Annotated in this window: 17 protein-coding genes; 3 read left to right on the top strand and 14 right to left on the bottom strand. The window is 64.4% G+C overall.

All coding sequences use genetic code 11. The features are described 5' to 3' along the window. Positions 1 to 72: 72 nt before the first annotated feature. Positions 73 to 720, bottom strand: coding sequence for a class I SAM-dependent methyltransferase (locus CK224_RS21400; RefSeq protein ID WP_095783152.1), 648 nt, complete (start codon positions 718 to 720; stop codon positions 73 to 75). Between the two features lie 145 nt (positions 721 to 865). On the opposite strand from CK224_RS21400, the gene CK224_RS21395 reads away from it, so the two are divergent. Further along, the gene (locus CK224_RS21395) at positions 866 to 1171 is read left to right on the top strand and encodes an Hpt domain-containing protein (protein ID WP_176477995.1); all 306 of its coding nucleotides are present in this window, start codon (positions 866 to 868) and stop codon (positions 1169 to 1171) included. A gap of 15 nt (positions 1172 to 1186) precedes the next feature. Here the strand turns inward: CK224_RS21395 and CK224_RS21390 are convergent, their stop codons facing one another. The 8 genes from CK224_RS21390 to CK224_RS21355 all read right to left on the bottom strand — a co-directional run bounded on the left by CK224_RS21390 (position 1187) and on the right by CK224_RS21355 (position 10706). Next, a complete protein-coding gene (locus CK224_RS21390; RefSeq protein ID WP_176477986.1) occupies positions 1187 to 2614 on the bottom strand; it encodes a glycosyltransferase family 2 protein in 1428 nt (475 codons plus the stop codon). Next, positions 2611 to 3648, bottom strand: a complete 1038-nt coding sequence (locus CK224_RS21385) for a HEAT repeat domain-containing protein (RefSeq protein WP_095783150.1) — start codon at positions 3646 to 3648, stop codon at positions 2611 to 2613. The genes CK224_RS21390 and CK224_RS21385 overlap by 4 nt, the downstream gene beginning before the upstream one ends. 2 nt (positions 3649 to 3650) lie before the next feature. Further along, a complete protein-coding gene (locus CK224_RS21380; protein WP_095783149.1) occupies positions 3651 to 5399 on the bottom strand; it encodes a YaiO family outer membrane beta-barrel protein in 1749 nt (582 codons plus the stop codon). After that, positions 5399 to 5791 (bottom strand): response regulator, encoded by a 393-nt coding sequence (locus CK224_RS21375; RefSeq protein ID WP_067000929.1) that lies wholly within the window; start codon positions 5789 to 5791, stop codon positions 5399 to 5401. Before CK224_RS21375 ends, CK224_RS21380 begins: the two co-directional genes overlap by 1 nt. A 183-nt stretch (positions 5792 to 5974) precedes the next feature. Continuing rightward, on the bottom strand, positions 5975 to 6361 hold the full coding sequence (locus tag CK224_RS21370) for a response regulator (RefSeq protein WP_082980640.1): 387 nt from the start codon (positions 6359 to 6361) through the stop codon (positions 5975 to 5977). A 5-nt stretch (positions 6362 to 6366) separates the two neighbouring features. Continuing rightward, positions 6367 to 8808: an ATP-binding protein gene (locus CK224_RS21365; protein WP_095783148.1), complete on the bottom strand. Its 2442-nt coding sequence runs from the start codon at positions 8806 to 8808 to the stop codon at positions 6367 to 6369. A gap of 175 nt (positions 8809 to 8983) precedes the next feature. Further along, entirely contained in the window at positions 8984 to 9838 is an 855-nt protein-coding gene (locus CK224_RS21360; protein ID WP_176477985.1) for an alpha/beta hydrolase, read from the bottom strand. 19 nt (positions 9839 to 9857) lie between these two features. Continuing rightward, positions 9858 to 10706: an Lpg1974 family pore-forming outer membrane protein gene (locus CK224_RS21355; RefSeq protein ID WP_095783146.1), complete on the bottom strand. Its 849-nt coding sequence runs from the start codon at positions 10704 to 10706 to the stop codon at positions 9858 to 9860. A 337-nt stretch (positions 10707 to 11043) separates the two neighbouring features. Between CK224_RS21355 and CK224_RS21350 the strand changes: the two genes are divergently transcribed. Both CK224_RS21350 and CK224_RS21345 read left to right on the top strand, forming a co-directional pair. Continuing rightward, positions 11044 to 12237, top strand: coding sequence for a cytochrome P450 (locus CK224_RS21350; protein ID WP_176477984.1), 1194 nt, complete (start codon positions 11044 to 11046; stop codon positions 12235 to 12237). Further along, on the top strand, positions 12234 to 12863 hold the full coding sequence (locus CK224_RS21345; protein ID WP_095783145.1) for a hypothetical protein: 630 nt from the start codon (positions 12234 to 12236) through the stop codon (positions 12861 to 12863). The genes CK224_RS21350 and CK224_RS21345 overlap by 4 nt, the downstream gene beginning before the upstream one ends. Here CK224_RS21345 and CK224_RS21340 read toward each other — a convergent pair. The 5 genes from CK224_RS21340 to CK224_RS21320 all read right to left on the bottom strand — a co-directional run. Then, on the bottom strand, positions 12850 to 13716 hold the full coding sequence (locus CK224_RS21340; RefSeq protein ID WP_095783144.1) for an alpha/beta hydrolase: 867 nt from the start codon (positions 13714 to 13716) through the stop codon (positions 12850 to 12852). The two genes, CK224_RS21345 and CK224_RS21340, sit on opposite strands and share 14 nt — an antisense overlap. Next, complete coding sequence (locus CK224_RS21335; RefSeq protein ID WP_095783143.1) at positions 13716 to 14147, bottom strand: hypothetical protein; 432 nt, start codon at positions 14145 to 14147, stop codon at positions 13716 to 13718. The genes CK224_RS21340 and CK224_RS21335 overlap by 1 nt, the downstream gene beginning before the upstream one ends. Positions 14148 to 14295: 148 nt before the next feature. Beyond that, on the bottom strand, positions 14296 to 15636 hold the full coding sequence (locus tag CK224_RS21330; RefSeq protein WP_095783142.1) for an HlyD family type I secretion periplasmic adaptor subunit: 1341 nt from the start codon (positions 15634 to 15636) through the stop codon (positions 14296 to 14298). Then, the gene (locus CK224_RS21325) at positions 15633 to 17327 is read right to left on the bottom strand and encodes a type I secretion system permease/ATPase (protein WP_095783301.1); all 1695 of its coding nucleotides are present in this window, start codon (positions 17325 to 17327) and stop codon (positions 15633 to 15635) included. The genes CK224_RS21330 and CK224_RS21325 overlap by 4 nt, the downstream gene beginning before the upstream one ends. Before the next feature lie 180 nt (positions 17328 to 17507). Continuing rightward, positions 17508 to 19844, bottom strand: a 2337-nt coding sequence (locus tag CK224_RS21320) for a VCBS domain-containing protein (RefSeq protein WP_176477983.1), incomplete at its 5' end; no start/stop codon positions are given.

Raw genomic sequence — 19844 nt, 5'->3', positions numbered from 1 at the left:
GAGCTGAAGGCCATCGCGCATGAGGGCGGTCCCCTCGCCCGGCTCTGCCCTCGCGCGCGGATTGAACCTAACCTATCGCTTGCTGAAGAAGCCGGACAGAATGTTCGGGCCGGCTTCGCCGGGCCGCAGCCTGATGCCGTCCTCGAAGCAGTTCAGCGTCACGCAGTCGAAGCCGCTGTGGGCGAGCAACGCCACCAGCGAGTCACGGTCGAAGTGGTGCAAATGCTCGTTGGGGAGACGCATACGCCAGGTTCGGAACCAGGCGTCACCGTCGGCGCCGAGCTCGCGCCAGCGGCAGTACGGGACGGCGACGGCCAGGTGCCGGGTCTGCAGGCGGTCGAGGAAACCCAGATCCGGGATGTGTTCGAGCACGTCGAACATGGCGACCAGATCCCAGGAACTGGCCAGCGCCTCGTCCCAACCGACAAAGCGGACCCCCGCGGGCAGCGGGAACTCGGCGATATCGTAGCCGGCGCAATCGGCGACCCCGGTTATCTTCGCGGCTTCGATGAACGTGCCGGTGCCGTATCCAATTTCCAGCACCGAGCGGGGGATCGCGCCGGTCAATCCCAGCACCCAGCCAAGCCGCTGATATCCGAGCTTGATGGTGCGGTCGCTCAGGTCCTCGTAATAGGAAATATATTGCTTGTCGTATTTGATCGGCGTGAAGTCGATCTGGTGGATCACGCCAAATCGGTCCACCTCGTAATTGTCCAACATCAGCGTGCTGCCCTCCGGATTCCCTTTCCTTATACGGCGGCGCTAAACGCAGCGTAACTGCGGGGACGGCAACGCAGCCAAGCAAGGGCGACAGATGAGCGACTTGGTCCGCCTGCCATTCCACCCCGCGCCGCTTTCTGCTTGAATACCGCCTCCATTCATCCAGGAGCACCCTATCTCAACCGATCCCTTCGCCCCCCTGCGCCAACGTTTCCTCACCCGCTGCGCCGGTCAGCTCGCGGAACTGCAGGCGGCGCGCGAGGCGCTGCCCGGCTCCAACCTGACCAAGCTCGCCCATTCGCTCGCCGGAGCGGCCGGCACTTTCGGCTTTGCGGAGATCAGCGTGCGGGCCTCAGCGCTGGAGACGCTGCTCATCGAGCAGGCGGAAAGCGGCGATGTCCGCGCTGCGCTCGATGCGCTAGTCGCGGAGATCGAGCGGACGCTGGCCTGACGCCGCCAGCCCGGCTCACTTCTTCGCGGCGCCGAGGCCGGTCCTGGTCATCTCGCCCCAGCCCTGGTCGCCGCGCAAGAACTGCCAGCAGCCCTTCACGCGCCAGAAATTGTTGAGCTGGCGGTAGCCGAAATTCTCGATCACGGCGGCCGCCGTCAGAACGGCGAGATCCCTGGCGCGCGGAAAGCGCTGCAGCTCGGCCTCCTCCAGGATGAGCGAGCAGACGCTGACGCAGACGCCATAGGTGAAGATCAGCGAGGTGAAGGCCAGGAGATATTCGGCCGACAGGATGCCGAGCAGCCAGAAGGCCGGGATCAGGATATAGCCCAGCACCTCCGCCACCGGCCCCATCACATCGACGATGAAGATGTGGCCGAAGCCGAGGAAGCCGACGCGGCCATAGCGCGGGTTCAACAACATGGCGCGGTAGCGGAAGAAGCATTCGAGCGCTCCGCGCTGCCAGCGCGTGCGCTGCCTCGCCAGAACGCTCAGCGTTTCCGGCGCCTCGGTCCAGCACACCGGCTCGGGAATGAACTGAACGCGGTATTTGCGCTTCTTGTCGCGCATGTGGCGGTGCAGCTTGATCACGAGGTCGAGGTCCTCGCCCATCGAGCCCTTGGTGAAGCCGCCCACCGCCACCACTTCGGCGCGGCGAAACATGCCGAAGGCGCCGGAGACCAGCATCAGCGTGTTGACGCTGCTCCAGGCAAGCCTGGCCATCAGGAAGGCGCGCAGATATTCGACCACCTGGAACAGCGGCAGCAGGCGGCGCGGCAGATGCACCTCGCGCACCCTGCCGGCCTCGATCTTCGAGCCGTTGGCGATGCGGATTGTGCCGCCCACCGCGATGGTGCGCTCGGGATCGTCGATGAAGGGCTGGGCGGCGCGCATCAGCGCATCGGGCTCGAGGATGGAATCGCCGTCGATCACACAAAAGAGCGGCGCGCGGCAGACATTGATGCCGGCATTCTGCGCGTCCGCCTTGCCGCCATTCTCCTTGTCGATCACGAACAGCCGCTCGGTCATCGGCGAGGAATAGAGGCCGCGGATCGGCTTGTGCGCCAGCGCGTCCTCGTAGGGACGGTGGAACTTCACCAGCTTGAAGCCCTCGATCAGGCGCTGCAAGGTCTGGTCCTTCGAGCCGTCATTGATGACGATGACCTCGAAATTCGGATATTCGAGCGCCAGCATGGAATGGACGCTCTCCACCACATTCACTTCCTCATTATAGGCCGGCACCAGAAGCGCGATCGGCGGCGCGACCTCGCCGTAGCGCTGCCAGAGCAGCGCCGAGCGCGCCACCGGCGGGCGCTTGGACAGCGCATAGCCGGCGAGGACGAGCTGCAGCAGATAGATTGTCGTCTGCGCCAGCCCCGCCGCGATGATGAACCAGGACAGGATGGTGGCGGCAAGGACGATCTCGTCGCTCCAGTCGGCAATCATGCGGCCGGCCCCTCGGCAAGAATGAGCGAGGCGGTGCGCTGGCTGCGCGAGACCTCGCTGTCGGCGATTTGGCGCAGCAGCCGCTCGCCCGGCTGGCCAAAGGAGCGCAGCGCGTTGGCGGCGGCATAGCGCACGTTCCAGACCTCGTCGTCCAGCAGCCTGGACAGCGGCGCGGCAAGTTCGGGAAGGCCGAGGCGTCCCGCGGACTCGGCGGCGGCGGCGCGCACGTCCCAGTCGTCGTTTGCCATCGCGCTCGTCAGGATCGCCGGTGCATCGGCGTGTCCGGTGAGGCCCAGCGCGCGCAGGGCCGCGGCGACAACCTCGGGTGAGGCATCGCCGGTCAAGCCGGCGAAGAAGGCGGCAAAGCCGAAACCGCCGGCGCGGGCGAGCGCGTCGATCGCGGCCGCCCTAATGAAGGGCACGGCGTCGACGCGCGATGCATGGATCGCAAGCTCGTTGAAGCGCGTGCGCGGAAAGCGCCTGAACAGTTCGATCAGGCGTCGCGAGCGCTGTCCCGCCACGCCGATCTTGTCCAGCGCGACGCCGAGCAGGGGCAGGCTGCCGAGATCGCAGAGCGCGATGGCGGCGGCGATCCTGACTTCGCGCGAGCGGTCCTGGTCCAGCGCCGAAAGCAGGCTTGCCGTCGCATTCTGCGACCCCAGCGCCGCCAGCATCTCGGCCGCGTGGATGCGTTCGGCCACATTGCCCCGTTCCAGCTGCCTGCCGACGAGGGCCGGCAGGCCGCATTCGTTGAAGGCGACAAGGACATCGTCACGCTCCTCGCCGCGCAGCAGCGAAACGAACTCGAAGCCGGCCTCGATCGCCACGCCCGGCGGCACCGAAAGAATGGCCGTTTTCAGCGTCTGGCGGTCGCGGTCTTCGGTGAAGGTGATCAGCGCCGTCAGAAGCTGCCGCCGCTGTCCGGCTCTGGCGGCGTCCCGGCGCTCCCGCAGCAAACGGCGCGCGATCAAAAACAGCATGATCACCAGGGAGAGCGCGCTGAGCAGTATGGAGAGATTCCAGACGTACCACATGGTCAGAACCGCGCGGTCAGCCCGAGCCCGAATATGCTTCGGTCGAATGTCGGGCGTTGTTCATGCGCGATGCTGGCGCGCAGCGTCAGCGGATCGCTGACGTCGAAGGAGATGCCGCCAAAGACGGTGCGCGTCGGCACCAGCGTGCCGTCGGAGATTTCGGGGGCGTCGGCATAGCCGCCGAAGAGATTGACATGCGGCGTCACCGCGAGGTCGGCGCGAAGCACATAGCCGTCCGCGCGCGTGCCGATATCGTCCTTAGCATGCACCCAGCGGGCGGAAAGCCCCAGACGGCCGTCGAGGAGATAGCCCTGCAGCCAGGGCTGGATGCTGGTGACGTCGGCGTCGGCGAAATTGTCGTAGCGGGCGTCGACGTTGAGCGAAAGCGGGCCGAAGACCTTCGCCGGCGCCACGACCTGCCACGAAGCGCCGGCCCCGATCGAATAGCGCGCCAGAAAGTCGGCATCCGGCGTCGCAGCGGCCAGCGCATAGGCGGAGAAGGCCGGCGAGAAGGCCTGGTCGACGCGGCCCTCGATCTGGACGTCGGTGTTGCCGAAGCGGGTGGCGAGCCGCGTGCGGCCGGAGATCGTCGTTTGGGGCGATAGCCGATAGGAAAGGCCGGCCGAACTGTCGGTCCAGTCGCCAAGCCCGTCGGTGAGATCGCTCACCTCGCTGCCGAGGTCGAGCCGCCATTTGCGCGGCGGCGGCACGGCCAGCCTTTGCTCGATATCGGCGGAACCCGGCTCGATGGCGAGCGCCTGGCCGTAAGCCTGCCGCGCGGCCTCGTCGTCGCCCTCGGCGCGGCGCACGTCGCCGAGCCCGACCAGCGCCTCGGCATTGCGCGGATCGAGCGCCAGCGCGCGCTGCAAGGATTGCCCGGCCCGCTTGTAGTCGGCCTCGAGCAAGGCGATTCTGGCATCAAGGCTGAGAGCCTCGACATTGTCCGGCGCCGAGGCCAGCACATCGTCGACCAGGGCGCGGGCGCGCGGCGCGTCGCCCTGCCAGATCGCCAGGCGGACCTTGCCCAGCCGCGCGTCGAGAAGGCCGGGCCTGATCGCAAGCGCCCGGTCGAAGAACCGCCCGGCCTCGTCGAAGCGCTGGCTGGAGCCGACAACGAGGCCGAGCGTGACCAGGGTGTCGGTGTTCCTGGGCGACAGCTTGAGCGCGCGGCGATAGGCGGTCTCGGCCTCGGGCAGCTTTCCCGCCGCCCGCAACCGCCTGCCCTGCTCCAACTGGATGGCGACGGGATCGGGCCGCCGGTGGGGCGGCTTCTTCGCCGGCGCCGCGGCAGCCGGAACCGGCTTCGCCTGGCTGGCCTGCTTGGCCTTGCGGATGTTCTCTAGAAGCGCTGCCGCGTCGGCATTGCCGGGCTCTGCCTCAGCGACCTTCTCGGCGAGCGGCAGCGCCGCATCCAGATTGCCGGAGCGGAATTCGACCTGGGCCATGCCGAAGCTCGCATCGCGATAGGCCGGGGCAAGGGCAAGCGCCCTGGAAAAGGCGTCGCGCGCCGCCGGCAGATCGTTGCGGCCGAGCTCGGCGAAGCCAAGCTGCACAAGAGCGTCGGCATTGTCAGCTTTCAACGCCAGCGCGCGCCGGAAAAGATCGGCGGCCTCGTCGAAATGCTGCGCCTGCCTGGCCTTGACGCCGGATGCGTAGAGCTCGTCGACAGTCTGCGCCAGCGCTGCGCCGGGAGCGGCGGCGACCGCCAGGATCAGGCATGCGGCAAAGGCTGAGCGCCGGCCGCGCCGCATCAGCGCTTCCCGCCCTTGCGGGCGATGAGACGCGCCAGCCGGGCCAGTAGCTCCTCGGGAATGAACGGCTTCACCAGATAATCGTCGGCGCCCTTCTCAAGCGCCGAAACGATGTCCTTCTCGGCCTTGCGCGCGGTCAGCATCACCACCGGAGTCTTCGACAGCACCGGGTCGCCCTTGATGCGCGCCAGCACCTCGATGCCGTCGGCCTTGGGCATCATCGCGTCGAGCACGATGATGTCGGGGCCGTCCTGCTCCGCCTTCGCCAGCGCCTCGGCGCCGTCCACCGCTTTGATGACCTCGTATCCCTTCGCCCTCAGCCTGAATTCCATCAGCTCGAGCAACAAGGGATCATCATCGCAGATCAGAACTCTTGCCTTCGCTCCATCCACCACCAGTCCTGCTCCGGTTCCGTCGCCCCCCGGAGTGATGACGCCGCGCGATCTTAGATAAAGCCGATTCGCGGCGGCCGCATTTCGACACAATCACTAGATGAATATTGGGCCATGGTATAGGAGCGGCAAACGCAAAACCGACTTTGCCGACAGGCATCTTTTGCGCGGCTTTCTCGCCGGCTAAACCGGGCCGGAACGCCCCGAAAGCAGCCTTCTCACCTCGCCCGCAAGCGCCAGCGGGTCGAACGGCTTGGCGATCACTCCCACGGCTCCCATGGCGAGATAACGCTCCACCTCATGCGTCTGGGTGCGCGCCGTGATGAACGCCACCGGAATCGCGGCCGTCAGCGGCGAATCGGCCAGGCGCCTCAGTGTTTCCGGCCCGTCCATGTCCGGCATCATCACGTCGAGCAGGATGAGGTCAGGGCGCCAATCGGCGGCATCGGTCAGCGCTGCGATGCCTGAGGCGCTGGACCGCACCTCGAATTCGGGCTCGAGTTCCAGCGACATCTGGGCGATTTCGCGGATGTCATCCTCGTCATCCACATAGAGGATCCTTGCCGGCATAATCATCACTCCTTGGCACTGGAGGCGGGTCTGGCGCTATCGAGCGATGAGACCAACATGCTCCTGACCAGCCTGGCGACATCGATCTCCGACGCCTTGGTCTTGGTCATCATCGCCTGCACCCGGTCACCGAGGTTCTGATCCAGCTCGGCCGCCGAGAACACGATGACTTGGGTTTCCAGCGGCAGATCGATGAGCAGATCCAGTCCCGATCCGTCGGGAAGCAGTATGTCCAGGATGACCAGGTCGAAGCGATGCTTTGCCACCGCCTTCCGCGCCTCCTGCAGCGTTTTGGCGGAAGCGATCAAGACGCCTGGACCCAAGCCAGCTGACATCACTGCAAGGACGCCCTCGTCGTCCTCGACGTGGAGGATTCTCGGCCTCCGCTCGACCTTGCTGGCGAGGATCTTGGCGAGAGCGGCGTGAAGGCGCGCCGAATCCACCGGCTTCTCCAGCCAGTCGACGATGCCGATGGCGGTTCCGTTCAGCGAGCGCCTGGCTTCGTCGGCGATGGCGGAGATGACGATGACCGAAATCTCGGAATTCACCGGTGAGACCCTGATGTCGTGGAAGAGCTTGATGCCGGATTCTCCGGCCAGCTTGATGTCGAGGGTCAGCGCCACATAGTCGCGGGAGTTCAGGAGCGCTTTTGCGGTACCGATATCGGGGGCGACATCGCTGGAGAAGCCGTCGGCGTCGAGAAGTGCGGCGATCACCGCAGCGATGTCGGACTCGTCCTCGCAGATGAGGACGCGCAGGCGGCCATCGCGCTTTCGCGACCGGCGCTCGACCAAAACCGGCTTCTCGGCCTGTCTCTGCGCTTCGGCAAGATCGACGTGAAACGAGGTACCCTTGCCTTCCTCGCTTTCGAAGGACACGGCGCCGCCGAGCTTCTCGACGATGGTCTTGACGATGCTCAGGCCCAGGCCGGTGCCCCCCTTCTTGCGGGTGCTGGAGGCATCGGCCTGCTCGAACTTGCCGAATATGCGGCTGCGGAACGCTTCCGGGATGCCGGCGCCTTCATCGATAACGGAGATGCGCAGCATGTCGCGCTCGCGACGCTGGAGCTTCACCATGACAGTGCCGCCGGGATCGGAGAACTTGATCGCGTTCGACAGCAGGTTCGCCATCACCTGGTGCAGGCGATCGGGGTCGATATTGGCTTCGGCGCGCGGGGCATCGTCGACCAGGACGATGCGGATCCCGCTCTCGGCCATGTAATTGGAACTGGCGGCGATGGCCTGCTCCAGGACCGCACGCACGGGCATCTGCTTGATCTTGAAGGTGATGACGCCCGACTCGATCTTCTCCATGTCGAGGATGTCGTTGATGAGAAGAACCAGCCTTTCGCTGTTTTTGTGGGCGATGTTGACGAGGTTGGCGGCCTTGGGCGGCAGCTCGCCCGCGACGCCGGCTGCGATCAGGCCAAGCGAGCCACGGATGGATGTCAGCGGCGTTCGCAATTCGTGGCTCACCGTCGAAATGAAGTCGTTCTTGAGCTGGGCGTTTCGCTTCTGCTCGGTGATGTCGCGATTGTGGGTGATGACGCCGACGATCTTGCCGGCCTCGTCGCGGAACGGCGCCTTCAGCGTGTAGAGCCAGCCCTGCCTGCCGTCAGGCAGGAGCGCGGGCTGATCGATGCGCAACGTCTGCCCGGCCTCCAGCGCGCCCATTTCATCCTGCCTGAAGCGCTCGGCCACGTCCTTGGGATAGAAATCGAAATCCGTCTTGCCGATGAGGTCCTCGACGGAGGCGGCGCGCACCAGTTCGGCGGTGGCTGGATTGGCCGCGATGAAGCGCCCCTGAGTATCCTTCACGTTGAGACTATCCGGCAGCTCGCGAACCATGGCACGGAAAATCATGTTGGACATGGCGAGATCGCGCCGCCGCTGCTGCCGGTCGAGCAGCACGGCAATGATGAAGGTGCTCAGGAAGCGGAACAGGAGAGACGGCAACGTGCTCTGCTGCACAAAGCCGGTCACGACCTGCGAGGGAATGACCAGAAGCGTGATGAGCCCGGCCAGCGCGACCGACAGGCCGAGGCCGAGTATGTCGAACATGGTGCGCGAACGGACCGCGACGATGTGGTGCCAGGCCAGGCCGACGACGGCGGTGATCAGGATGCTCATGACGCCGACTTCGGCGCCCTGACCGCCCAGATGAAGACGATAGGCGATGGAGCCGGCAGCGGCGATGAACATCGCCGGCCATCCGCCGAAGAACGCGGCCGCTCCGATAAACGCGGCGCGCAGGTCGACGATGAAGCCGGAGACGGACAAGGCCGTCGCCATGGAAATGACCGCGCCCGCGCACATGACCACGCCCAAAAGCAGCGACTGTGCCCGCCGCGAGAGACGCCCGGTGAAATCCGCCACAAGGTCCCAGGCGACGATAAGGATGGAGACCAGGGCAAGATTGGCCAGCAGTGAGTGCCAGATCTCGGTCATGACTTTTCCGGCTCCGTTTTTTCCGACAAATACCGGCAAAACCTATCCGAGGTCTAAAGAGCGCCGGAGTAGGCTGATTCGGAATGACACGCCGAATACGAGACATGGCGCCAAGATCCCGTCGGACCGACGCGATCATGCCGGGATATGTCGAGGAGCTCGGCGGCGGGTGGCTCTAAGCCAGACTGCGGAAGCTCGACGGTGGCCGCGACACCCAGCCCTCGATCTCGCGGGTGACGAAGGCAGCGGCCTGGTGGTGGATGAAATGCCCGGCACCAGGCAGCGCCAGCAGCGATGTGACGTTGTCGACCTCGCGATATGTTCCGTCATATGCGCCGGCCGGAATGTAGGGATCGTCGGAGCCGAACATCACCAGAGTCGGCGCCCTGACTGGCGGCAGAGGGCCGATATCCGGCATCTTGCCCAAAGGTATATTGGCTCTGTAGTAGCTAAGCATCGCATCAGGGTGGGAGCGCTCAAGCGACTCGACGAGCAACTGCCGTTCGGCTGCGTCGGCGACCCAGCCGCCTAGCTCCTCCGGCGTCGGTATGGCGCCGCTGATCCCCTGGAAACGACGGATGTAGTTGATGGTGCCGGCATTGGCCGGATCGTGGATGGCGCGCAAATAGTGGCGGGGGTGCGGCGCCGACAGTAGCACCAGATGGCGCACGAGCTGCGGCACGCGCATCGCCAGCCACCAGGCGATCATGCCACCCCAGTCATGGCCAACGACCGAAACCTGGGAAAGGCCCTCCGCCGCCAGCACGGCCAGGACATCCTCTACAAGGCATGGCATGAGTGCGTAGCTGGCATGTCCCTGCGGGGCATCGCTTCGCCCAAAGCCGCGCAGATCCGGCGCCAGTACCCTATACCTGCCTTCGAGTGCCTCGATCTGGCGACGCCAGCCGAGGCCATGGTCGGGAAAGCCGTGCAAAAACAGAATCGGCGGGCCGGAGCCCGCCGCAATGTAGTGCAATTTGACGTTGCCGTTGGCCGCGAACCTGGACTCGAAACCGGCTTCCAAATTCACTTGCAGCGAGCCGCCGCCGTCACATCTTGACTTCGAGGCGCAGGAACGGACCGTCGAACGTCTGGTCCTTCTGGTCCGCGTTCACGATCAGATTGTGCCACTGCTCGATCTTGTAGCCTGCCGTAAAGGTAGTGTTCGCGATGGGCGTCCAACTCAAGCCGACCGAAGCCTCGACATTGGAGACGGTCTCACTCGAGTGCTGGCTAGACAGTGTATCGGAAAATTGCACGTCGGGGTTCGTAAATGTCACATTTTGCCGAATGCGGTCGGCGCGGCGCCCCCACATGACGGACCCTGCAACCGAACCCGTCAAGCCCCACGCCTCACCGACCGGATAGTAAGCCTCCGCACCGATGCGCGGACCAATGCCCCAGTATTCCGAGGTGCCGATTTTGTCAGTGGAGAGGCCCTTGTCGGTGGGATCGGTGGGTGTTGCCGAGAAGGAGGAATGGAACTCCGTCTGGTCGGCGTGCAGCAGTCGCAGGCCACCGAAGAAACGAATGTCGGCCGTTTGCACCTTCACATGCTTGCCGAGATCGAAGTCGACCGTCTGGAAATTGAATCCGTGACTGAGAGACGCGCTGAGCACACCACCGGGGACCGCTTCGCTGCCGCCCTCCGACCAGTCCCTGCCGGTATGAAAGGCGCCGGCCAGGCGCCAATCCATGTCCGGCGAAATCTGCTTGGTCAACGCTATGGAGCCGTTGAAGCCGGCCTTGCTGGGCGGAAGACCGAGCTTGTCGGCATCATGGATGTCATTTGAAAAGTACGAGCCTTCAAAGGCGAGCTTGATGCGCGAATCGACGACCGTCTGGTCTGTCGCCTGCGCGTCATTCGCATGGGCCGCCACCACGCCGACAGAAGTCATTGACGCAGCCGAGGCCGCAACAGTCGCCAAAAATTTACCGGATGCCTGCGCCCGCACGCTTTCCCCCAAAGAATCCAAACCCAAAACCCGCGGCAAGCTAACTCATGGGAAGCATCCGCGAAAGCCACTGATATGTCTTCGTCAGGCGCTGTGACAGCTTTGCCACAGCAACCATCCCATGGACGCGGACCTGAGGCCTTGGATCCCGCTACACGTGTGAGCTGTCGGACCTGGGTCCAACCAGCCTATCGACTCGAAGCAAATGTGCTAAACGTCTTGGACGGGTATGTCAGCCGCCGAAACCGGCCATATCCGGTTGCGGATGGCGGGGGGCCAGATGAATCAATCGCAGATCGAGGACGTCCTCAACAGTCTCGTCTACGCGCTCTACGCCCAAAGCGGTCGACAGGGAGCGGGCGAGAATCGCATCGGAAACCTCCAGGTGTTCGACCATCCTGATGCGGTCGACCACATCGTCAAGTCGCCGGCGCTGTTCCGCAAGAACTTCTCGATGATCTCGGCCCTGGGCTATAGCCGTTTCAACACCAACGATGAAAATTGGGCGATTCGGCGCGAGATCACCCAGGATGCCTATCTGGCGGCTGCGAGGCCGGCCCAGCAAAACGCGGTATCCGAAATCTACACGGCCCGCCTCTTGCAAAGCGATGCGACGCCGGACGGGATCCAGAAGGCACTGTTTTCGGCCTCTCTCACCATCTTCTATCGCGCCTTCGGCCTGGTCGCGGACATCGAGCAGACGCTCATGCTGATCGACCGGGTCCGCGAAGTGCTGCGCCGGCTACAATATTTTTCCTGGGTAGCGCCTACGATTTCCGAGCGTGACGGGGCCGTGTACGACGCCCGCCAGGTGGTCGCCGATTTTGCCGCCCAGCTCGCCGCCGAGCCATACGCTGCGGCGGAGATGGCGCGCTTCGCTGAGAAGGCCAAGGCTGTCCGGGGTTTCTCGCCCGTCGAAGAGTTCGTCATGAATGTCTTTGCCGGCGTAGAGACCACCGTCGCCACGGTGCTGTGGGTGATCGATCGGTTGGGCGACAACGAGAAGGTGCAGCAGCGCATTCAGGACGAGATCGATACGGGCAAGCCGGACACGCCCTATACCGACTGCATCGTCAACGAGACGATGCGCTACTTGCCTCCGATTCCCTTCCTAGTCCGGGAGGTGGGCGCGGAGACGTCACTGGACGGCAGGCAGCTGCGGGCCGGACAGCTCATCCTGCTCTCCGTGGTGGGCGTGCACCAGCATCCCGCTTTCTGGGTCGATCCGAAATCCTTCGATGCCAGCCGCAAGGAATTCATCGAGGATACGTATGACCGTCGCGCCTTCATCCCTTTTCTCACCGGGCCACGCATGTGCGGCGGCGCACGCCTCGGTCGGCTGGAGGTCAGGGAGGCGGTGCGAGCGATGGTGCGCCAGTTCACCTTCAGCCGGGCGGACGATGTGATCCGCTTCGACTATGGACTGGCGTTGCGGCCGGCGGCCGGCTCCTCGGTCGCCGTTGCCCGGCGATGAACCAGGCCTCCCGGACCCGTGCGCTCGTCGAGGGCGAGCGGCTCTCTTTCCCACATGTGGGTGGCCGCCGCTACGTGCGCGGGCTGGACGTCGTGGCTCTGATCGAACGCCGCTACCCGGATTTCACCCGGCTCGACCTGAAGTTCCTGCGGCCGATCACCCACCATGCGGCCATCAGCTTCCGACGCGATCACGGCACGGCCGTGGCGGTCTCGCTTGCGCCGACCGAGGGCGCGCCGCTCGACCTCTACATCGTCAACCTCGACAAGGCTGAGGGGCCGTCCGGCAAGGAGCCTCGGCTCGCCCCTCACATCGCCTTGCCCGGGAGTGGCGACTACCATCGCTACCTCGTGCTTGGCCGGCGCAGCCACGCTGAAATCCTTGCAGTGGTGTTCAACCGGTATCAGGCCGCCACAGGCCGGCGCTTCGTGCTAAGGGCGCTGCATCTCGAACCGCCGCGTGCCGCAAGCATCGAACTGGTCAGCCTCAGCGAACCAACGACCGAACGCGGACTGGGCGTGTGCTCGATCACTCGCCAAGGCCGGCGCTGGTGCAGGATCGAGATGATCGAGGCGCAAGCGTCGGGGGTGACGTCAACAACTTCGACGCCCGTCATGCGGCGGTGAGGAAACCGAGAATGAGCAGCGCCTGGTCGAGAGTCATCAGCGAGGGCGGGTGGCCTGCATCGACATTGTCGGCCACCCACAGGTCCGGGCGAACAAGCCGGGTGCGCTCGATGGCCTGCCTGTCGATGAAATTGCTGTCGCGGCCGTACATCAGGAGGAACCGCGCCTGCACCTTGGCGACAATCTGAAACAGATCGTAGTCGCGCCCGGCCATGGAGCCGAAGCTCCCGGTCGTCGCGGGGTCATAGGCCAGGCGGAAACCATCGGGGCCGGAAATGACCTTGTTGGCGACATAGCGCGAAAACACGGCTTCCTCGACCGGCCCCATGAAGGAGCGAGTCGAGCGCACATACGCCTCGGCCTCGGCGCGAGTGGCGAACTTCGCTTCGCTATCGCGGATGATCTCGGCGCGTATACGGTCGACATTGGCTCCGCCAAGCATGGGAACGTCGTTGAGCACCACCTTGGTCGCCCGCGAGCGGGTTATGTAGAGAAACAGCAAAAGGATCGTGCCGCCCCAGGAGGAGCCGATGAAGTGGTTTTCCTTGCCGGCAAATTGACCGAGCGCGCGCAGGCAATTGTAGTAGACATTGATGTCGTAACCCGAACCCAGATAGGCGCTGCGGCCTCGCCCGAGCAAGTCAGGGCAGATCACCAGATAACCGTTGCGGCAAAGGAGGGCTGCCAGGTAGTCGAAATCGGCGCCGTTGCCGGTAAAGCCGTGCAAACAGAACACGGTTCCGCGCGGCGCGCCCGCCGGCTGCCAGATGCGCACGAACATCGACGCATAGCGGTCGCCAAGGCGGATGAGGATTTCCTGGGTCAGCGCCTCAATGGACACTACCTTGTCCATCACGCGTCCCGCTTGCGGACGGCGCGCTTCATGGAGCCGCGCGCATCGATGAAGTCGCGCTTCCAGTAGACGGATTTGTCGGGGTTGAGCAGCTTCGCCTCTTTGATCAAGGGCAGGATGTGCGAGGATGAGCGCGTCACCATTATCGTAGCGGCAACGGAGTTGCCACTGGGATCGGAATTGAGCGGACCGTTGTTCGCGACCCACGCCTCAGCAATTTCGCTGCTGGTCACGATCCAGCCGACATAGGCAACGATGGCATCGTCGATCGAGCCGATCAGATGCGTCTGCTGCTCGAGCTGGTAACGAAGCGACTTCACCATCTGGCCGAATTCATAGCCGTCGAATGGCGGATAGTGAGCGATGAAGTTGCAGACAAGCCCGAGCGAGACCGGATTGAAAGGAACGCGGGTGAAGAGGAGATTGCTCATGCGGACTCAGGGGTTGGAAACGGGCGCGAGATTATGCTGAGCAGCCAAGGTAGGGCTAGTGGGGAAATGGGAATCGACCGCCGGCACCGCCGCAATGCTTGGACTGCAGCCGTCCAATGCTTGCGCTACCCCTTGACGGGCAGTTCCCTCACTTCTGCCGGAAGGCCGTATGGAGCGACGTGGTCAGCGGCCCCAGAATGTAGTCCAGCGCGGTGCGTTCCTCGGTGACGATCATGACCTGCGCCGGCATGCCGGGATAGAGCTGGATCTGCGGCGCAGCGGCGAGTTCCTGCTGATCCACCGCCACGTCGGCAACGTAATAGGGAAAGCCGGTCTTGGCATCGGTAACGCGGTCCGCCGAGACGCGGGTGACGCGGCCGTGGATGACTGGCGTCGTGCGCTGCTTGTACGAGGTGAAGCGGACCTCGGCCGTCATGTCGGCGCGCAGGCTGGATATGTCCTCGACCTTGACCTGCGCTTGAACGATCAGCGAATTCCTGGTCGGCACGATATCCAAAATGGTCTGGCCGGGCGCGACGATCGCGCCGGTCGAAAAGACGGTCAAGTCCATCACCTGGCCGTCATAGGGCGCGCGCACTTCGGCGCGGTCCACCGTGGCCTGGGCGGCAAACATCTTCGGCACCAGATCAGCAAGGTTCGACTGGGTATCGATCAGCATGGCCGAAAGTTTGGCGCGACGCTCGTTGGTGAGCTGCGCGATCTGGCTTTCGAGTTCGGCCTTGCTCTGGCGATTTCCGGCGATCTCGCCGAGCGCCTGGTCGATCAGGCCCTGCAGATCGGAGGCCGAGCGGTCGAGCTCCAGGATACGCGGCTTCGTCGTCAGTCCCGCCTTCAGCAGCTTGTTGAGGCTTGCCTTTTCGTCGATCGTCGACTTGAGCTGCGCGCGAAAGGATTCGACGCGCGCCTGCTTGCCATCGATCTGCTCGTCGAGTTCGGCGATGCGCTTCTGCAGGATCTGCCTGGCGCCGGCCATCGAGGCGCGCTGGCTCTCGAGGTCGGCAATCTGGTTGGCCATGGCGTCCTGCAGATAGGCCTGGTGCTCGGCTGTGATATCCTGCGGAAAGGTAACCGCCTCATGGCCGTCGAGCTCGGCGCGGATGCGGGCATCGGTGGCGCGCAGCAGCGCATATTGCTGGGAATAGAGGTTGAATTCCGACCGGGCGCGGGTGTCGTCGAGCAGCACCAGCACATCGCCGGCCTTGACGATATCGCCGTCCTTGACCCGGATTTCCTTCACCGTGCCGCCGTCGAAATGCTGGACGCTCTTGCGGTTGCCCTCGACCTTCACCACTGCATCGGCAAGCACCGCGCCGTTGAGCGGCGCGACCGCCGCCCAGCCGCCGAACACGCCGAAGAAGGCGGTGATGATGAGCAGGCCGATCCACACCGGTGCCCGGATCGAATCCGCATTGGCGCCCGCATCTTCGGTGCCGGAGAGGTTGCTATAGGAAGCGGCGATATCGGTCATTGGGCCGCCATCGTAATCGGTGCCGCGCGCTGGTTGAGCAGCGCCACGATTTCGTTTCTCATGCCGAAGGCTTCGACCGCGCCATCCCGCAAGAGCAGGATCTTGTCGACATTGGCCAAAGTCGAGGGCCGGTGCGAGACGATGATCACCGTGCTGCCGCGACGCTTCAGCTCCAGCGCGCAGTCGGCCAGGGCGCGATCGCCGTCGGCATCGAGATTGGAGCTCGGCTCGTCGAGCACGATGAGGTTCGGCATGCCGAAGACGGCGCGGGCAAGCGCGATGCGCTGCCGGTAGCCACCGGACAGCACCGCCCCGCCCTCGCCGATCTGCGTCTCGTAGCCTTGCGGCAGCCGGATGATCATCTCATGCACGCCGGCGAGCCGTGCCGCCTCGATCACCTCGCGGTCGACATCGGTCTTGAAGCGGCCGATATTGGCGGCCACCGTGTCTGAAAACAGCTCGATGTCCTGCGGCAGGTAGCCGATATGGTCGCCGAGCGCCTCCCTTCCCCACTGCGTCATGTCGGCGCCATCGAGCCTGACCGTGCCGCGGCTTGGCTGCATGATGCCGGCGAGGTGACGCGCCAGCGTCGACTTGCCGGCGCCGGAAGGGCCGACGATGCCGAGCGCCTCGCCTGCCTCGAGCCGGAACGACACATCGCGCAGCAGCACCTTCTGCAGGCTGGGAATGGCGAAGCTCAACTGCTCGACGGCGACCTTGCCGGTGGGCTTCGGCAGGTTGAACGAGCGTTCGCCCTGCGCGCCGCCGTCCAGCAGCCTCTCGACCCTGCCAAGGGCGGCCCGCGCCAGGATCAGGCTGCGCCAGAGGCCGACGATCTGCTCGACCGGCTGCAGCCCCCTGCCCAGCAGCAGGCTGGCCGCAAACATCGAGCCGCCGGTGATCTGCCGCTCGATCACCAGATAGGCGCCGAGGCCGAGGATCAGCGACTGCATGGTGAGGCGCAGGAAGCGGATCAGCCCGGACATGACCGCTGCCCGGTCGCTCGCCCGCCCCTGCTGGCCGAGCGCCAGGCCGCGATCGCGCCCCCAGCGCCGGACGAGGCCGTCGATCATGCCCATGGCGCGGATGACTTCCGCGTTCCTGAGGCTCATTTCGGTGAAATTGTAGTTGGCCGTGGCAAGGTCGTTGGCCTGCTTCAGCGGCGCCCGCACGATATATTCGTTGAGCACCGCCATGGCGATGAGAAGCAGCGAGGAGCCCAACGCGAAGAAGCCGAGCCAGGGATGCAGGAGGAAGATGATGCCGATATAGATCGGCGACCAGGGCAGGTCGAACAGGGCATGGATACCGCTGCCGGTGATCACCTGCCGGAAGGTGTCGAAATCGCGGATCGGCTGGCTTGGCGAGGCACCCTGCGACGGGGTCTCGACGGAAGCCGCCAGGATCCTGGCCGAAAGCAGCCGGTCGAGCCGGGCGCTGGCACGCGTCAGGATCGCGGCGCGCACGAGGTCGAGACCGGCGAGCGCCAGGAACGCCGCAAGCAGCACCAGCGTCAGCATCACCAGCGTGGTCTCGCTGCCGCTGGTGACCACCCGGTCGTAGATCTGCAGCATGTAGAGCGGCGATGCGAGGTAAAGCAGGTTGATGGCCAGGCTGAACACCGCCGCAAACAGGAAATAGCGGCGGCAGGCGCGAAGCGCGTCCTTCACGATCTGCGATTTGTTGTCGATGCCCAAAATGCCCAGCGGAGAACCGCCCCCTGTCTACGCGCCCGAGACCATACTACTCCTGATCCATTCACCGGCTATGCGATCCGCTCGTAACCTTCCGTAAACCTTAATTCGCAAGGTGAATCCTCGGCCGTGGAGAAATGAGGTGAGCCAACGCCTTCGATGGGCCCACCTCTGGGATCACAGAACGAAATCGCTTGCGGTCAAACCAAGCCCGGTGCCGGTTAGTGTGATCTGGAATTCGGTGTTGCTCGTGTTTCCGTTCACATCGGCCCGGATGATCGTGTTGCCGCCGACCTCCGACCAGGTGATGCTGTTGGCGACGGTAGCCGCGTTCTGCCCGCCGAACAGGAAGGCCTGGTCGCCGCCACTTGCCGTGTTGGCGTCGATCGATGACAGGTCGATCTTGTCGGTGCCGTGGACGAAGTCGGTGATGGTGTCGAAACTTGCTGGGGTGGACTCTGAGGCTGCGCCATAGTTGAAAATGTCGGATCCTATGCCGCCTGTGAGTGTGTCGACCCCGGCACCGCCTGTCAGCGTGTCGTTGCCGTCGCCGCCGACGAGGGTGTCGTTGTCGCCAGCCCCCAAGAGCGTATCGTTCCCGGTCCCGCCGACAACGAGGTCGTTGCCGCTTCCGCCGTTGATGGTGCTGTCGTCGCCGCCGTTTCCGAAGAGAAGATCGTTGCCGTTTCCACCGGTTAGAGCCTGACCCGCCGAAGTGGAGGCGATTACATCATCAGTGCCGCCGCCGGACAAGGTCGTTTGCAGTCTGTAGGACGACGCGCTCAGCGCATAGCCGTACACAGTGCCGCCATTTGTGAATTGTATGCTTTCGACGTTGTTGCTGCTTCCGACATATTGATCGCGGATGGTAATTTCGGTGGTTCCAACATTGATGACGAGATCGTTGGACACCCTTTCGAAATTGAGCGTTCCGATCGACGTGCTGTCCAATGGTGCGGTAGTCACAATCTGAATGCTGTCGCCGCCGCTGCCGGCATCGGAGATGACGTCGTGGCCGTCGGCCAGTCCGAACTGGTAAGTGTCGTTGCCGCTACCGCCAAGAAGCACGTCGTTGCCCGCGCCGCCGACGAGTGTTGCTCCGCCGTTCGAGCTGATGAGGATATTGTCGCCCGACGTTCCGTCGATTGTCCCGGTAGCATCTTGGGTGATGGTCACCAGGGCCGATGCCCCAGAACTTGTTCCATCGGTTGCTGTGTAGGTGAAGGTCCCGCCCATCGGCGCGGTGTCAGCGAAGGTCACGGTTCCGTTTGCACCGGAACCCGCCAACTGGGAGACGGTGCCTCCCGTCGCGGAACCAACTCCCGAGACATCGATTGCCGAAGCGGGGTCGTTCGCAATGAGCGCCCACTCAGGAATGATGACTGCGCTCCCGGCTGCCAGGTTGGTGATGATCGTGTCGGCAACAGCAGCCGGACCATCACTGGTGCCGAGGATGTCGATGTGAACCGAGGTGTGGGTGCCGTCCGCACTGACCACGTCGAAGTTCTCGATATAGTGCTGACCGTCGACGAACTCGTCATGCGCCGAGGACGCCGTATAGGTCCAGGCGCCGGCGGCGTTGATGGCGAAGGTGCCGTACGTGCCAGCGGTCGCTGCCTGGGCGACGAATGTCGCCGGGCTGTCGACATCCGAGATGGTCAGCGAGCCAGAAGTGCTGATCGCCGCCGCTGTATTGCCTTCCGTTAGATTAACCGAAGCTGACGAGAGCACCGCGGCGTCGTTGGCGCCGTTGATGTTGATGTCGATCACCTGCGAGGTGCCGTCGGCGGTGGTGACCGTCACCAGCTCATGTAGCGTGGTGTTCGCGCCGCTGCTGTTGAGCGCCTGAACGGTGGCGTTGTTGTCGTCCAGCGTATAGCTCCAGGTGCCGGCGGCATCGATGGAGAAGGTGCCGTAAGTCTTGGCGACGGCGGCCTGGACTGTGAAGGTCGCCGGATTGTCGACGTCGGTCGCATTGAGGTCGCCCGAAGCGAAAGCATCGCCAGGTGTGCCGTTGGCGACGCCGCTCTTCTCCGTGACTGAGACATCCTGGGCGCCGTTGACGGTGATCACCGCCGCGTCGTTGGCGCCGTTGATCGAGATGACGATGTTCTGCTGGGTGCCGTCTGGGGTCTGCACGGTGATGGTGTCGGTCAGCGCCGGATCGCCGGCGTTGAGCGCCTGCACCGCGGCATCGTTCTCGTTGAGCGCGTAGCTCCACTCGCCGGCGGCATTGATGGTCAGCGTGCCGTGCACGCCGTTGCTTACCACCGAGAAGTCGGTGCCGCTGTCGACGTCGCTGGCGTCGAGGTCGCCGGTCGCCGGCGAGGTGCCGGCCGCGCCATTGGCAACGCCGGAGGCCTCGGTGACCGAGCCGCTCGCATCGCCGGTGATCACCGCCGCGTCGTTGGTGCCGGTGATGGTCACCGTCACCGTTCCCGTCGCCGTGCCGTCCTGGCTCGTCACCGTGAAGGTGTCGCTCACCACCTGGCCGGCGGTCAGTTCGTTGTGCGC

Origin of the sequence: Mesorhizobium sp. WSM3862 (assembly GCF_002294985.1) — a bacterium.
In the GTDB taxonomy this organism is placed as follows: Bacteria; Pseudomonadota; Alphaproteobacteria; order Rhizobiales; family Rhizobiaceae; genus Mesorhizobium.
The sequence above is the reverse complement of the archived record's forward strand: the minus strand, read 5'-3'. Positions and strand labels throughout refer to the sequence as shown.

Excerpts from the sequence above, each read along its gene's own strand:
- CK224_RS21400 (WP_095783152.1), bottom strand. The coding sequence starts at position 720 with ATGTTGGACAATTACGAGGTGGACCGATTTGGCGTGATCCACCAGATC.
- CK224_RS21390 (WP_176477986.1), bottom strand. The coding sequence starts at position 2,614 with ATGATTGCCGACTGGAGCGACGAGATCGTCCTTGCCGCCACCATCCTG.
- CK224_RS21385 (WP_095783150.1), bottom strand. The coding sequence starts at position 3,648 with ATGTGGTACGTCTGGAATCTCTCCATACTGCTCAGCGCGCTCTCCCTG.
- CK224_RS21380 (WP_095783149.1), bottom strand. The coding sequence starts at position 5,399 with ATGCGGCGCGGCCGGCGCTCAGCCTTTGCCGCATGCCTGATCCTGGCG.
- CK224_RS21370 (WP_082980640.1), bottom strand. The coding sequence starts at position 6,361 with ATGCCGGCAAGGATCCTCTATGTGGATGACGAGGATGACATCCGCGAA.
- CK224_RS21365 (WP_095783148.1), bottom strand. The coding sequence starts at position 8,808 with ATGACCGAGATCTGGCACTCACTGCTGGCCAATCTTGCCCTGGTCTCC.
- CK224_RS21355 (WP_095783146.1), bottom strand. The coding sequence starts at position 10,706 with ATGACTTCTGTCGGCGTGGTGGCGGCCCATGCGAATGACGCGCAGGCG.
- CK224_RS21350 (WP_176477984.1), top strand. The coding sequence starts at position 11,044 with ATGAATCAATCGCAGATCGAGGACGTCCTCAACAGTCTCGTCTACGCG.
- CK224_RS21345 (WP_095783145.1), top strand. The coding sequence starts at position 12,234 with ATGAACCAGGCCTCCCGGACCCGTGCGCTCGTCGAGGGCGAGCGGCTC.
- CK224_RS21340 (WP_095783144.1), bottom strand. The coding sequence starts at position 13,716 with ATGGACAAGGTAGTGTCCATTGAGGCGCTGACCCAGGAAATCCTCATC.
- CK224_RS21335 (WP_095783143.1), bottom strand. The coding sequence starts at position 14,147 with ATGAGCAATCTCCTCTTCACCCGCGTTCCTTTCAATCCGGTCTCGCTC.
- CK224_RS21330 (WP_095783142.1), bottom strand. The coding sequence starts at position 15,636 with ATGACCGATATCGCCGCTTCCTATAGCAACCTCTCCGGCACCGAAGAT.